16 protein-coding genes are annotated in these 13,415 nt (G+C 64.9%); 8 read left to right on the forward strand and 8 right to left on the reverse strand.

All coding sequences use genetic code 11. The features are described 5' to 3' along the window. Positions 1-105: 105 nt before the first annotated feature. From ACFXHA_RS07145 to ACFXHA_RS07165, 5 genes are read left to right on the forward strand one after another with little or no spacing between them, the layout of a single operon-like run. Positions 106-465, forward strand: coding sequence for a YbaB/EbfC family nucleoid-associated protein (locus ACFXHA_RS07145; protein ID WP_379353909.1), 360 nt, complete (start codon positions 106-108; stop codon positions 463-465). A 2-nt stretch (positions 466-467) separates the two neighbouring features. Continuing rightward, positions 468-782, forward strand: a complete 315-nt coding sequence (locus ACFXHA_RS07150; protein ID WP_379353911.1) for a hypothetical protein — start codon at positions 468-470, stop codon at positions 780-782. Beyond that, entirely contained in the window at positions 779-2,026 is a 1,248-nt protein-coding gene (locus tag ACFXHA_RS07155; protein ID WP_379353913.1) for a DUF6973 domain-containing protein, read from the forward strand. Before ACFXHA_RS07150 ends, ACFXHA_RS07155 begins: the two co-directional genes overlap by 4 nt. A gap of 1 nt (position 2,027) precedes the next feature. Continuing rightward, positions 2,028-2,528, forward strand: coding sequence for a hypothetical protein (locus tag ACFXHA_RS07160; RefSeq protein ID WP_379353915.1), 501 nt, complete (start codon positions 2,028-2,030; stop codon positions 2,526-2,528). Next, entirely contained in the window at positions 2,525-3,085 is a 561-nt protein-coding gene (locus tag ACFXHA_RS07165; RefSeq protein WP_379353917.1) for a hypothetical protein, read from the forward strand. Before ACFXHA_RS07160 ends, ACFXHA_RS07165 begins: the two co-directional genes overlap by 4 nt. A gap of 88 nt (positions 3,086-3,173) precedes the next feature. Here ACFXHA_RS07165 and ACFXHA_RS07170 read toward each other — a convergent pair whose 3' ends face one another. From ACFXHA_RS07170 to rplN, 4 genes are read right to left on the reverse strand one after another with little or no spacing between them, the layout of a single operon-like run. Further along, complete coding sequence (locus tag ACFXHA_RS07170; protein WP_029923637.1) at positions 3,174-3,359, reverse strand: type Z 30S ribosomal protein S14; 186 nt, start codon at positions 3,357-3,359, stop codon at positions 3,174-3,176. Between the two features lie 3 nt (positions 3,360-3,362). Further along, positions 3,363-3,926, reverse strand: a complete 564-nt coding sequence (gene rplE / locus ACFXHA_RS07175; protein WP_379353919.1) for a 50S ribosomal protein L5 — start codon at positions 3,924-3,926, stop codon at positions 3,363-3,365. A gap of 1 nt (position 3,927) precedes the next feature. Further along, complete coding sequence (gene rplX, locus ACFXHA_RS07180; RefSeq protein WP_379353921.1) at positions 3,928-4,242, reverse strand: 50S ribosomal protein L24; 315 nt, start codon at positions 4,240-4,242, stop codon at positions 3,928-3,930. 2 nt (positions 4,243-4,244) lie between these two features. Continuing rightward, entirely contained in the window at positions 4,245-4,613 is a 369-nt protein-coding gene (gene rplN / locus ACFXHA_RS07185) for a 50S ribosomal protein L14 (protein ID WP_379353923.1), read from the reverse strand. A gap of 334 nt (positions 4,614-4,947) precedes the next feature. Here rplN and ACFXHA_RS07190 point away from each other — a divergent pair, with 334 nt between their 5' ends. Both ACFXHA_RS07190 and ACFXHA_RS07195 read left to right on the forward strand, forming a co-directional pair. Further along, positions 4,948-6,984: a M13 family metallopeptidase gene (locus tag ACFXHA_RS07190; protein WP_379353925.1), complete on the forward strand. Its 2,037-nt coding sequence runs from the start codon at positions 4,948-4,950 to the stop codon at positions 6,982-6,984. Between the two features lie 79 nt (positions 6,985-7,063). Next, the gene (locus ACFXHA_RS07195; protein WP_379353927.1) at positions 7,064-9,118 is read left to right on the forward strand and encodes a M13 family metallopeptidase; all 2,055 of its coding nucleotides are present in this window, start codon (positions 7,064-7,066) and stop codon (positions 9,116-9,118) included. Positions 9,119-9,151: 33 nt separating this feature from the next. Here ACFXHA_RS07195 and ACFXHA_RS07200 read toward each other — a convergent pair whose 3' ends face one another. From ACFXHA_RS07200 to ACFXHA_RS07215, 4 genes are all read right to left on the reverse strand, one after another. Further along, positions 9,152-10,030 (reverse strand): neutral zinc metallopeptidase, encoded by an 879-nt coding sequence (locus ACFXHA_RS07200; RefSeq protein ID WP_379353929.1) that lies wholly within the window; start codon positions 10,028-10,030, stop codon positions 9,152-9,154. Positions 10,031-10,075: 45 nt separating this feature from the next. Beyond that, complete coding sequence (locus tag ACFXHA_RS07205; RefSeq protein WP_379353931.1) at positions 10,076-10,405, reverse strand: MmcQ/YjbR family DNA-binding protein; 330 nt, start codon at positions 10,403-10,405, stop codon at positions 10,076-10,078. Between the two features lie 54 nt (positions 10,406-10,459). After that, positions 10,460-11,041: a Uma2 family endonuclease gene (locus ACFXHA_RS07210; protein WP_379353932.1), complete on the reverse strand. Its 582-nt coding sequence runs from the start codon at positions 11,039-11,041 to the stop codon at positions 10,460-10,462. 81 nt (positions 11,042-11,122) lie between these two features. Continuing rightward, positions 11,123-12,127, reverse strand: coding sequence for an ABC transporter substrate-binding protein (locus ACFXHA_RS07215; protein ID WP_379353934.1), 1,005 nt, complete (start codon positions 12,125-12,127; stop codon positions 11,123-11,125). 189 nt (positions 12,128-12,316) lie between these two features. On the opposite strand from ACFXHA_RS07215, the gene ACFXHA_RS07220 reads away from it, so the two are divergent. Next, entirely contained in the window at positions 12,317-13,408 is a 1,092-nt protein-coding gene (locus ACFXHA_RS07220; protein ID WP_379353936.1) for an AMP-binding protein, read from the forward strand. Positions 13,409-13,415: the final 7 nt, after the last annotated feature.

Genomic DNA, 13,415 nt, shown 5'->3' on the forward strand with positions numbered 1-13,415 from the left:
TTGGCGGCCGGGCGGGTCTGGTTGCCGGGCGCTTGCCGCTTCAGTAATGTCCGTTTTGTCCGCAAATAGCTGTGGGCGTGCGCAACTGGTGATGAGGGGATCCCGTTGGACGACGGTGAGCTGTTGGCGGAGAAGATCAAGCTGGCCGACGAAGCGATCCTTCGGGTTCGGGGGCGGGCACAGGCGTCGGAGGGGCTGGTTGTCGTGGAGTCCGATGCGTATGGGGCGATCACGGATCTGCGGATTTCGCCCTATGCCATGAGTGCGGACGCGGAGCGGCTTGCCGGCGTCATCGTGCAGTGCCATCGGACAGCGAGGCAGCGCGCCGAGGCCGAGGCCGGTCGTGTCCACACGCAACTCGAGGAGAACGAGCGACGGGCGACGGCTCTCGTGACCGCAGCGCGGCCCACGCCCGAGCCCGAGTGGGAAGAGCCCGTGCCGCATCGCATTACGTTCGGGATCTAGGCATGGAATTCGATACCGCGAAGATGCGGCAGCTCGCCACCGAGCAGCGCACCGCCGAAGGGGCCATCGCCAAGCTCGCGGAGGCCGGGTCGGAAGGCCGGTCCGGCGTCGCCGTCAACGATCGCGAATCGGCGCGAAACAAGATGCCGCACTGCGATCTGGCGACCCGAACCGAGGAATCACTAAAGGCGATGGATCGGGTGCTGGCCTTGCACGCCAAACGACTTCGCGAGTTCGCCGACCTTACCGACAACGCGGCCAACGCGATCGACCGGACGGAAGAGATCAACGCCGACGGATTCAAGGCGATCAAATGAGCGACCAGAAGCTGAAGATCTCGGAAGTACTGGCGTGGGATCTGTCGGCGCTGAGCCTGGTGGTCGCCAAAGTGCGGCAAGCCTCGACCACTCTCGATCAGGAAGCCGTCAATGCTGACGCCAAGGTGCAGCAGTCGGGCGACTACTTCGGGGACCAGGCCGGGCAGGAAGCTCGCGGGGCATCCACCAAGCACAAATCCGATGCGACCACGACCGCCGACTCGTATCAAGCCATAGCCAGTGTGATCGACGACGCGAATCACGCGCTCGCGGTGAAGATCTCGACCTTGCGGACGGTGGTGCGGGAGGTCGAGGAGTCGAAGTGGGATCTCGCCTACAAGGACACCACCGGTGACGTGTACTCGCGCAAATCCAACTGGGCGACCGCGACGAGCACCTCGCCGTACGGTGCGGCGGCGGTCGCGCTGAAGGCGGCGGCGCAGATGCAGTTGAGCGGTGACCTAACCCAGGCGTTCTACGACATCAAAGAAATCGACAAACTCGCCGCGCAGGCCGTGGCGCGCTGCCTCGAGACACTGACCGACTCGGTGAAGAACGCGGTGATCGAGATTCCCGCCGACGCGGACCTGGCCCGGATTCTGAAGGACTATCAGACGGACGACTCGAAATCCGGCACCAACCTCTGGCCTGGCAATACCCTGCTGAACCTCCTCCGGCTGAAGTATCCGGACCTGGAACCCATCGAGATGACCAGCGAGGAAGCCGACGCGCTGGATGAACTCGCCAACCCGCTCAACGGTGGGAATCCGGCGAACGCACTGAAGTTCTTCAACATCAAGAACGAAGCCGAAGCCCTGGGCGGCGGAAAGGATCCGAACGCGAACAAGTACACGCAGATGAATGAGGATTCGGCTGCCGACGGTCAAGCGGACGCGTTGCGCCACACGTATTGGAATGCTCGGATGACCCAGGAGTTCGGCGAGGACTGGACCAAGAAATACGCGACGGCGCACGAGAAGTCCGCGGGCAATCCACCTGCCCGTGAGGCGATGGACCTCTTCAACAACGAACGCGGTCGCACGATCGCGGGCCAGCACCCTGACGCCTCCCCCGACGAACTGAAGGCAAGGATCATCGAATCGATCGACCGCGGCGAGATGGTCGTGATCGCCAAGCCCACCGTGGAGGGTGGCGTACCCCAGCTCGCGAAGAGCGATATCCCGGTGACGGATACCGCCATCATCGCGGGGGCGGACATTCCCATGCCCACCGGAAAGTTCTGAGATGACGAAAGCCATTCGCCTCGCCCTGATCTCACTCATGCTCCCGATCCTCGGCGCATGCTCACTCGTATCGAACGATTCGAGCCGACAGAACTGTGCCGGACAGTTCGATCTCAATGTATTGACCGAGCCGCTCGGCCCCGGTCTCGCGCTGAGCACGACCATGCGGGCTGCACTCCACGACAAGCAGTCTGTCCGGATGGAGGAACTCACTCGCGCGGCCGGGTGGTCCGATGGCTGGGATCTCATGGCACAGGTGCGTTCGAACACCCAGACAGCGGACCTGAACGGATTCACGCAGACACCCGGATATTGCTGGGACGGCCTGCCCAGAGTGAAGGAACCGGTCCCCGAGGGTTTCTACCTCTTCTTCAAGGACCATGTCCCAGTCCAGAAGGTCGACTGGCGCGGCGATTCCATGCCGATCCAGTTGCGCAACAACGCTTCCCTGACTCCCCAGTCCCAGTTGGTCGTCAACGGGGACAGGTTCGCCCCGGCATGAGGACCAGTCGACTGATCCTGCTGATCGTGTCCGTGGTGGTGGCGACGGTGGCCATGGCGGGGATCGGCGTGGTCGGTCTCTACCGGAATTTCGTTCGCGCCCATCACCACGAACCGGTTGCGGAGCGCCCGTCGTGGGGCGACCACTGGAACCTCGCGGTGACCTTCTATCCGGTGACGCCGTTGCGGCCCGACGAGAAAGGCTTCGCGAATGCACGTTGTACGACCGTGGGTAGCATCCTGGTTCAGCCAGGTGATCCAGTGCCGGTCCGCCAGCTGACCTGCGTCGATGACGGAGAAGTGTCGACCTGGTTCACCGAATTCGCTGATCCCGCAGATCTGAAGCGCTACCTCGACGCGCACTGGGTACGCGACCGCACTCACGAAACACCCAGCAGCACAATGGCATTGCTCCGTCCGAGCGGACCGTCGACCCCCTACGGCCTGGCCGCCCACCCGGGCCTGGAACTCCGCAAGCAAACCGTCCTGCTCGAAGCCTCCGGCGACACCTTCGACCGCCTCTACATCAACTGGTGGATGTGGAGTCAGATCCGCTGACTTCCCGGAAACGCCGAAGGCCCCCACCGGGACGGATCTCGGTGGGGGCCTTCGGGTTTGGTGTTACGCGGTCGCTAGGACCGTGGGGTCACCAGGACGACTTGTGGACGCCCGGGAGTTCGCCGCGGTGGGCCATCTCGCGCAGGCAGACACGGCACAGGCCGAACTTGCGGTAGACGGCGTGCGGGCGGCCGCAGCGCTGGCAGCGGGTGTAGGCACGCACCGCGAACTTCGGCTTGGCGTTGGCCTTGTTGATCAGAGCCTTCTTAGCCATGGATCAGTTCTCCTTGAACGGGAAGCCGAGGTGCTTGAGCAGCGCGCGGCCTTCTTCGTTGTTGGTGGCCGTGGTGACCACGGTGATGTCCATACCACGCGGACGGTCGATCCGGTCGACGTCGATCTCGTGGAACATGGACTGCTCGGAGAGACCGAAGGTGTAGTTGCCGTTGCCGTCGAACTGCTTCGGCGACAGACCGCGGAAGTCGCGGATACGCGGCAGCGCGATGGAGATCAGACGATCCAGGAACTCCCACATGCGGTCGCCGCGCAGGGTGACCTTCGCGCCGATCGGCATGCCCTCACGCAGCTTGAACTGCGCGATGGACTTGGTGGCCTTACGGATCTCGGGCTTCTGGCCGGTGATCAGGGTGAGGTCGGCGACCGCACCGTTGATCAGCTTGGCGTCACGGGCGGCGTCGCCGACACCCATGTTCACGACGACCTTCACGACGCCCGGGATCTGCATCACGTTGGCGTAGTTGAACTCTTCGTTCAGGGCCGGCTTGATCTCGGCGCGGTAGCGCGTCTTGAGACGCGGCTGCACCTTGTCAGTAGAAGTCATCTCAGATGTCCTTCCCGTTGCGACGGGAGATGCGGACCCGCTTGCCGTTCTCATCGGTGCGGAAGCCCACGCGGGTCGGCTTGCCGTCGGAGTCGACGACCATCACGTTGGAGGCCTGGATCGGCGCTTCCTGAGTGACGATGCCGCCCGAGCTGGCGCCACGCTGGTTCGCGGAGTTCGCGACGTGCTTCTTGATCCGGTTCACGCCCTCGACCAGGACCTTGCCGGTCGCCGGGTAGGCCTGAATGACCTTGCCCTTGGCGCCCTTGTCCTTACCCGAGACGACGATGACCGTGTCGCCCTTGTGCACCTTCATAGTTAGAGCACCTCCGGCGCCAGCGAAACGATCTTCATGAAACGCTTCTCGCGCAGCTCACGGCCGACCGGGCCGAAGATGCGGGTGCCACGCGGATCGTTGTCCGCCTTGATCAGCACCGCGGCGTTCTCATCGAACTTGATGTACGAGCCGTCAGCGCGACGGCGCTCCTTGACGGTGCGCACGACGACGGCCTTGACGACCTCGCCCTTCTTGACGTTGCCACCCGGGATGGCGTCCTTCACGGTGGCGACGATGATGTCGCCGATACCGGCATAGCGGCGCGACGAGCCACCGAGCACGCGGATGCAGAGGATTTCCTTCGCACCCGTGTTGTCGGCGACGCGCAGCCGCGACTCCTGCTGAATCACTTCAGCTCCTCCTAGACCTGGACGAAATGCACGCCGGATTGCCGACCCGACGGGCATGGTCAGTTGCCCTTCAAACGCACGCCTGCCAGCGGTTTCACACCAAACTGGAGATCAACCACTGTGGGTTCGCGGCCGAAGCGCGGGGCATAGCTCCCGCAGGCAACCGGAACAGTTTAGCGAACCCCCAGGTCGGACCCAAATCGGGGTGCTGGACACGCGCCCGCAGCGGATTCAGGCCTTCCTCAGCCGAGGCTACTAGCGTCGGGCCGAGCAAAGTCCGGGCTACCAAAATCAACGTCCGAGCTATTCGATCAGCCGATATGAGGAGATCCGCGTGACGTCCGAGCGTCCTGCTCTCGACCGCCGCAAGTTCCTGATCGCCCTGGGTCTCGCACCCACCGTGGCCGTGCTGGCCTCCTGTAATAAGAACGACAAACCCAAGCAGCTGATCGGACCGGACCTGTCCGGGTCCGATCCGGCGATCCGGCCGCAGGACGACCTGTACCGGTTCATCAACGGGAAGTGGCTCAACGAGTACCAGCTGCCGCCGGACAAGGTGTCCTTCGGCACCTTCGACGAGGTGCAGGAGCGGGTCGAGCAGCAGCTCAAGGACATTATCGAGGGGATTCACAACCCCAAGGCGGGCTCCGACGAGCAGAAGATCCGCGACTTCTACGACGGCCGGATGGACAAGGACGCCATCGAGAAGCTCGGCATGACGCCGCTGCAGGATCTGTTCGATCAGATCGACAAGGCGGCGGCCAAGCCCGATCTGGCGAAGGTGATGGGCGGGCTGCCGGGGGTCGGGCTGATCGGGATCGGCGTCGGGCCCGATCCGAAGGACTCCAACGCCTATCTGCCGTCGGTGTCGCAGGCGGGGCTCGGGTTGGGGCAGCAGTACTACAGCGATCCCAAGTACGCCGACAAGCTCGCCAAGTACCGGACCTACATGCAGCGCATTGCGGCCGGCGCCGGGTTCCCGGATCCGACCGCGCTGGCAGACCGGGTGGTGGACCTGGAGACACGGATCGCCGGATTCCATTGGGACAACGTGAAACTGCGGGACACCGATGCCACCTACAACCTGAAGACCTGGGCGGAGCTGACCGCGTTGGGGCCGCAGTTCGATTGGGATCCTTGGCTTTCCGGCACCACCGATCGACCCAAGAACCTGTTCGACAAGGTCGATGTGGGTGAGCCGTCGTTCATCACCGGTGCGGCGCAGCTGTGGGCCGACGTCGATATCGCCGCCTGGCGTGAGTATTTGAAGCTGGGCCTGGTGCGCGCCTTCGCGACGTACCTACCCAAGGCGATCGCCGATCCGAACTTCGATTTCTTCGGCAAGGAGATGTCGGGGCTGAAGGAGCGGCCGGAGCTGTGGCGGGCGGCGGTGTCGACGGTCAACGGCACGGTGGGCGAGGCGCTCGGAAAACTGTACGTGGACAAGCATTTCCCGCCCGCAGCCAAGCAGCGGGCATTGGAGATGGTGGGCGATCTGCGGGCCGCCTACAAGGACAACTTCACCAATTCGACGTGGATGTCGCCGCCCACGCGGCAGGCGGCGATCGTCAAACTCGACAAGATCGACGCCAAGATCGGGTACCCGGACAAGTGGGAGGACTACTCGAAGCTCACCGTCACCCGCGGCAAGCTGGTCGAATCCCTGCGCGCCTCCGACACTTTCGATGCCAACCGGATGTTCGACCGACTCGGCACGCCGGTGGACAAGTCGGAGTGGGGCATGCCGCCACAGACGGTGAACGCCTACTACAACCCCAGCGGCAACGAGATCGTGTTCCCCGCGGCGTTCCTGCAGCCGCCGTTCTTCGATCCGGACGCGCAGCCCGCGGTGAACTACGGCGCGGGCGGCGCGGTCATCGGGCACGAGATCGGGCACGGGTTCGACGATCAGGGCTCCAAGTACGACGGCGACGGCAACCTGAAGGATTGGTGGACGCCCGAGGACAAGGCGGCATTCGAGGCCAAGACCAAGCAGCTCATCGACCAGTACAACGCGCTGGTGCCGGCGGGGCTGCCCGCCGATCAGCATGTGAACGGCGAACTGACCGTCGGTGAGAACCTGGCGGATCTGCGCGGACTGGAGATCTCGCTGTCCGCCTATCGCATGGTCGAGAAGCGCAAGGGCACCGATGCTCCCGACTACAAGCCGATGTTCGAGTCGTGGGGTCGCACCTGGCGGACCAAGATGACGAACGAGGCGCTGGAGAATCAGCTGGCCAATGATCCGCATTCGCCGGCCGAATTCCGGTGCAACCAGGTGGTGAAGAATCTCGGCGAGTTCTACAGCACCTACGGGGTGAAGGACGGCGATAAGGAATTCCTGCCGCCGGAACAGCGCGTCACCCTCTGAGGAATGCGACACCCCGCGCGAGGCTGCCATCCCCGGTAGCCTCGCGTCGGTATCGCAGCTTCGGGGAGAGGTAGTGCCTGTGAGTTCGTCGGGTCGTCCGGCCGGTTTGGACCGTCGTCGTTTTCTGATCGCGCTGGGGCTGGCACCGGCGGTGGCCACGCTGGCGGCGTGTGGACACGATACGAAGAACTCGGTCGCCTCGACCCAGCTCACCGGCCCGGACATGTCCGGATCGGATGCGGCGGTGCGGCCTCAGGACGACCTGTACCGGTTCGTCAACGGCAAATGGCTGCAGGACTATTCGCTGCCCGCGGACAAGGTCTCCTTCGGCACCTTCGACGAGGTCGGCGACCGGGTGCAGGGGCAGCTCAAGGACATTATCGAGGGCATCAAGGATCCCAAGCCGGATACCACCGAGCAGAAGATCCGCGATCTGTACGACGCCCGGCTGGATGTCGACGGCATCGAGAAGCTGGGTGTCACGCCGCTGGCGGAGATGTTCGCCGATATCGACAAGGCCGCGGGTAAACCGGATCTGGCCAAGGTGATGGCGGCGCTGCCGATCGGCGGGCTGATCGGGCTCGGTGTCTCGGTGGACCGCAAGAACTCCAGCGCGCACATCGCCTCGGTCGGGCAGTCCGGGATCGGGTTGAGCGAGCAGTACTACCGCAAGCCCGAATACGCCGCCAAGCTGGCGGGATACAAGACGTTCCTGGAAAAGATCGCCACCGGTGCGGGTTTCGCCGATCCGGTCGCCATGGCGGGCCGGGTGCTCGATCTCGAGACGAAGATCGCGGCCGGATTCTGGGACAACATCAAGCTGCACAACACCGAGGCCAGCTACAACAAGATGTCGTGGACCGACATGGTGGCGCTGGCACCGCAATTCGATTGGGATCCGTGGCTGGCCGGGACCACCGATCGGCCCAAGAGCCTGTTCGCGACGGTGATCGTGGGCGAGCCGTCCTTTATCACCGCGGCCGGAAAGCTGTGGCAGGACGTGGATATCGCGGTGTGGCGGGACTATCTGAAACTGTCGGTGGTGCGGGAATTCGCGCGCTTCCTGCCGAAGACGATCGCCGACGCCAACTTCGAATTCTTCGGGACCGTGATGAGCGGGCTGACGCAGCGGCCCGACCGGTGGAAGTCCGCGGTGGGCACGGTCGACGACACGCTGGGCGAGCAGCTCGGAAAACTGTACGTGGACAAGCATTTCCCGCCCGAGGCCAAGCAGCGGGCGCTGGATATGGTCGCCGACCTGATCGCCGCCTACAAGGACAACTTCACCAATTCGAGCTGGATGTCGCAGCCGACCAAGGATGCCGCGCTGGTGAAGCTCGGCAAGATGGGCGTGAAGATCGGCTACCCGGACAAGTGGGAGGACTACAGCGGCCTGCAGATCACCCGCGGGCAGCTGATCCAATCCCTGCGTGCCGCAAACATTTTCGGTAACAAGAAGATGTTCGACAAGCTCGACAAGCCGGTCGACAAGACCGAATGGGGCATGACGCCGCAGACGGTGAACGCCTACTACCAGCCGGTCAACAATGAGATCGTCTTCCCCGCCGCGTTCCTGCAGCCGCCGTTCTTCGACTCGAATGCGGAAGCGGCCGTGAACTATGGCGCGGGCGGCGCGGTCATCGGGCACGAGATCGGGCACGGGTTCGACGATCAGGGCTCCAAATACGATGCCGACGGCAATCTGAAGGACTGGTGGACCGCGGAGGATCGGGCCAAGTTCGACGAGCGCACCAAGAAGATCGTCGACCAGTACAACGGGCTGGTGCCGCAGGGCCTCGACCCTGCGTATCACGTGGATGGCACGCTGACGCTCAGCGAGAACGTGGCCGACAATCGCGGCCTGCAAATGGCTTTCGCCGCCTACCGCATCAACCAGAAGCGGGCGGGAGTCGAAAACCCGGACTACAAGGACATGCTCGAATCCTGGGGCCGGAACTGGCGGTCCAAGCAGACCCCGCAGTACACCGAGAACCTGATCGCCAACGACAGCCACTCCCCCGACGAATTCCGCGCCAACCAGGTGGTTCGCAACCAGGCCGAGTACTACGCCACCTTCGGAGTCAAGGACGGCGACAAGCTCTTCCGTCCCGAGGACCAGCGCGTCACCTTCTGATCGGTCAGACCAGCGGCCGGGTACGGCAAGTGATTACTGGACATCTGCCGGATCCGCCGCCCAGGTATTGCATGCGGCAGCGGATCCGGAGTCGTACCCTGCCCGCGACCAATGGAGATTGGCCGCGCGGCTGCCGTGGATCGGTTCCTCGATCACGTACTGCTGGGCATCGACGACGTCCTCGGCTTCCTCGCGCCCCACGGTGCCACCCTGAACGGCGGCGGCCATGGCCACCCCGGCCAGGCACTGCGCCTGCAGTTCGATACGCCGATGGATCTGTTGTCCCAGGCTCGACTCCTCGTTCCAGAGGCCGAACATCCTGTCCGCCTGCGCTTGTACGCCCGTCATGAACTGCACATGATGGCCGTACTCGTGCATCACCGAGAACAACATGTCGCCGTGTAGTCGCTGTCCCCGCAGATTTTGGAACTCGGCATATTTCGACGGCCAGAGGATCTTCTGCCGACCGCCGCAGTACAGCGGTGCGTCGGTGGGCGCGGTCGTGTTCTCGCCGCACGATTTCCGGGTGGTGTCGACGGTGTAGACGGTGACTTCCTGGTCGGTCGTGGTCAGTGAGGGTTTGAAGGCGTGTGCATCGCGCAAGGCGCGCAACCAGGCCCCGCGCAGGCAGGTCACGGTCGCGTTCACGAACTGCAGCTGCCCGGGTGAATCCAGTGAGATGGGCGGCAACTCGCAGTTGATCGGGTCCAGCCGAATGTCGTGGTTCAACGGATTCTTCTGATTGTCATCAGGATCCATCGCCAGATTCGACGTGGTCACGGCCGGTGTCCCCGGTTGCGATGCGTTCGAATCACGAAACGACCCGTGGCAGTTCGCGATCCGGGACAGCAGCAGAATCCCCACGAGCACCATCACCAGCCGCAACACCTGACCGGACTTCTCGGTCTTCACACTTCCCCCTCGAGCAAGAGCCAACACCCTAGCCGAGGAAACCAATCAGTCGGTCAGCTCCCGGGGTGCGGCCTGCCGCCACGAGTCGGTGATGATCGCCTCCAACTCGTCGGCATCATCGAGCGCAGCCAACCGCACCCGCACCCACGCGTTCATCACCTCATGCGCCGCGATCCAGAACTTGTCCGGCTCGGCCTGCACCAACTCGTCCCGATCGGCGATCGGGCACCGCACAGCCATCGACGTCTCCCCCTCCGGCAGCGTCAGAAACAACTTCCCCGCCACCCGAAACGTCGGCATCTCCCACTCGAACCCCTCTTTGGTCCGCGCCAGCGAAAGCGCCACCGCCCGAACCTCATCCCCGCTCACCGTCATACCCCGATGCTGCCAGGCAAGTCCGACAGACGATGTCCGGCCGCCGCTCGGGCGTCAGCGCGTCAGGGTCTCGAACGGGATGTCCCCGATGACGATGTGTTCGAGGGTGAGGGTGGGACCGCGGTGGAGCGCGTGAAGTCGGTATTCACGTGCGTAGGCGTCGAGTCTGAATTCGAGGATTTCATCGATTTCGTATTTCGCGCCGAGGACTACGACGAGGTAGAGGGGGATCCCGACACGGGCGTACTGAGCCTTCTTGTCGAGGAGGTCTTCCTCTGCGGTGGACGGGGAGGAGACCTCGACGACGATCAGACTGTCCGCAGCTTCGGGCTTCGCGCCGCGTTCCTCGAGGCAGCGATAGACGACTACGTCCGGTCTGCGGAAAGTGAACTTGGGAACCCGCCACAGCACGACATCGATATCGGTCTCCACGCGGATGCACGGCTCGGTGGTGGGTAGTTCCTCCAGCGCTCCGGCCAATCGTCGAGCTATCCGATTGTGTTCGGGTGCCGGTGACTCACAAACGATGACGTGGCCGTGGACGACTTCGATCTCCCTGGCCAGCGCCTCCGGCAACTGGCGGTATTGCTCCTCGGTCATCGAGTGTGGGAGCGATTCCACCGGCTGGATCGTCATGACGTGGAGCTTACCCAGCCGCGGAGCCCGAAACAGGGCGTCACGCGGAGTGACGCCGAGCCCGAGCCGGATCCGATGGGGCTATTTGGCGGCGTTGGTGAAGGCGGGGTCGAGTTTGTCGAGGAGGTAGGGGAGGGCGAGGGGGGTGGGCTGGTTGATGGCGCTGATTTCTTGGACGGTTAGGAAGACGACGGCGTTTTTCTTCACTGCGGGGAGGTCGGTGTAACCCGGTAGGGCTCGGTATTTTTCGTCCATGCCGGGTGAGTAGCCCGCCAGGAGGAGGTCGGAGGTCAGTTCGTCGAGGCGTTCCGGGGAGAGGGCCAGGCGGCCGCCGTTGCCGCCTTGGGCGACCAGGGCCGGGGGGATGGTCATGCCGAGTTGGGTGAACAGGCGGGTGGAGCCGTCGTCGGGGGCCGTGAGGACCATGAGTTGGGTGGGGCCGGCCAGCCAGGAGCTGGTGAAGGTTTTGCCCTTCAGGCCCGGATTGCGTTGGGAGATGCCGTCGATGCGGGCGTTGAGGTCGGTGATGAGTTTGTCGGCGGCGGGGGTCTTGTGCAGGACCTGGCCGAGGGCGCGGACCTGGTCGGCCCACGGGGTGATGGCTTCCTTGCCGAGGCCGGGCAGGGTGGGGGCGACCTTGGACAGGTCTCCGTAGGTCTTGGCGTCGGCGATGAACGAATCGGCCAGGATCAGGTCGGGGTTGAGGGCCGCTACCTGTTCGGCGAGATTGCCGGTGGTCTGCAGCGCCTTGGACTGCGCGAGCGCGGCGGGCTCCCAGGGTGGTGCGCCCTTGCTGAGGACCGCGATGTTGTCGATGTAGCCGACCGGGGTGACGCCGAGCGCCTGGGCGGTGTCGAGCCACTGGTTGCCGAGCGCCACCACGCGTTTCGGGGTGCCGTTGACGGTGGTCTGGCCGAGGGCGTGGGTGATGGTGACCGGTTCGCCGCCGCCGGAGGCGTCATCGCCGGAGGATCCGCAGGCCGTCAGCCCGACCGCGAGCACACCCGCGAGTGCCGCCAGAGCCGTCCGCACCGCGATCGATCGCCTGCCGCGTGCCGGTCCGGGCATCGAGAACGCCGACTTCATCGTGACTCTCCTGTCTGCCGATGCCCGCCCACACGGCCGAGCGGTAGGTGAGCCTAGCCTAATCTTCTCGGCAATCGGTGACCGTTGTCGCCGATTCGATCCCGATCGGGGTGGCCTACCGTGCTCTTGATCGGTTAGGTTAGGGTTGGATAAGTTAGAACCCGGGGGTTTGGAACGATGGAGCGTGCGGTGCCGGAGATCTTGTCCGCCGTCGAGCATCACCGGCTCGTGGACGAATGGGCCAACGGCGTCGAACTGTACGACGTGCCGTCGGTCCCGATGCTGATCGACTGCGGTCGGCGAGTGCCCGCGTTGCGCACCGCCCTGCGCTGCGGCGACCACATCCTGACCTACGCCGAACTCTACGAACGTCTCGACGGCGGTGTCACCGGAACCGCCGGACCGACCCTCGACGATCTGGCCCGGCTGCTGTGCGATATCGCCGCGGCCGCCGAATTCGGCGCGGTGCTGGCCGAACTGGGTCCCGACGGCACCGGCCTGAAGCCGGTCGCGGTGGCCGCGGCCGCCGACGACCGCCGGGCCGTGGCCGCCGATCGGCGCGACTGCTCGATCGACAAGGCTTACGGCTCACCGGATGTGCGCCTGCTCGCCAGCCGTTGGGACACCACCGATGCCGCGGTCGAACTGCTGGCCGTGCTGGCCGACGGCGCGACCCTGGTGCTGGCCACCGCCGCGCAGCGCGGCGACGCAGCCGCGCTGGCCGAACTCATCGCCTTGACCGCGCCCACCCATGTCGTCGCCGACGCGGGCACGCTGGCCGGGCTGGCCTTCCTGCCCTCCCCCGCGCTGCCGTCGGTGCGGCGCTGGGATGTCTTCGGCTCCGACGCTCCCGCGGCGCTCGCGGAGTTGCTGCGCGGGCTGGCGCCCGGTTCGTGCGCCGGATTCGCTTACAGCACACCGGAGTACGCCGGCGTCGCGGGCCGCGGCCCGCTGGACGGGTCCGGCCGGGTGCGCCCGATTCCGGGTGCGCGGCTACTGGTGCTGGACAAGTCTTTGCGGCTGGTGCCGCCGGGCCGGTCCGGCCGGGTGTATGTGGGCGGTGCGGCGCTGGCGCTCGAACTCGACGGTGCCGCCGAGGGTTTCGTCGACGACCCGTTCGCCCCGGGTGCCCGGCTGGTGCGTACCGACACCCACGGCGGCTGGACCGCCGACGGCTGGCTGCTGCTGGACATGATCGAATCGTCTACCGGTATTTCCGAGGTGACCATTCAGTCCACCGAAGCGGATCTCACCGCCGGTAGCGGGTACGCCGCGGCCTGAGCCGCGG

The sequence above is a fragment of the Nocardia sp. NPDC059240 genome (assembly GCF_042753865.1).
Classification (GTDB): domain Bacteria; phylum Actinomycetota; class Actinomycetes; order Mycobacteriales; family Mycobacteriaceae; genus Nocardia.

Coding starts and splice junctions, on each gene's coding strand:
- rplE (WP_379353919.1), bottom strand. CDS start 3,926: ATGACTTCTACTGACAAGGTGCAGCCGCGTCTCAAGACGCGCTACCGC.
- ACFXHA_RS07205 (WP_379353931.1), bottom strand. CDS start 10,405: ATGACGGTGAGCGGGGATGAGGTTCGGGCGGTGGCGCTTTCGCTGGCG.
- ACFXHA_RS07165 (WP_379353917.1), top strand. CDS start 2,525: ATGAGGACCAGTCGACTGATCCTGCTGATCGTGTCCGTGGTGGTGGCG.
- ACFXHA_RS07215 (WP_379353934.1), bottom strand. CDS start 12,127: ATGAAGTCGGCGTTCTCGATGCCCGGACCGGCACGCGGCAGGCGATCG.
- ACFXHA_RS07210 (WP_379353932.1), bottom strand. CDS start 11,041: ATGACGATCCAGCCGGTGGAATCGCTCCCACACTCGATGACCGAGGAG.
- ACFXHA_RS07155 (WP_379353913.1), top strand. CDS start 779: ATGAGCGACCAGAAGCTGAAGATCTCGGAAGTACTGGCGTGGGATCTG.
- ACFXHA_RS07170 (WP_029923637.1), bottom strand. CDS start 3,359: ATGGCTAAGAAGGCTCTGATCAACAAGGCCAACGCCAAGCCGAAGTTC.
- rplX (WP_379353921.1), bottom strand. CDS start 4,242: ATGAAGGTGCACAAGGGCGACACGGTCATCGTCGTCTCGGGTAAGGAC.
- ACFXHA_RS07160 (WP_379353915.1), top strand. CDS start 2,028: ATGACGAAAGCCATTCGCCTCGCCCTGATCTCACTCATGCTCCCGATC.
- ACFXHA_RS07150 (WP_379353911.1), top strand. CDS start 468: ATGGAATTCGATACCGCGAAGATGCGGCAGCTCGCCACCGAGCAGCGC.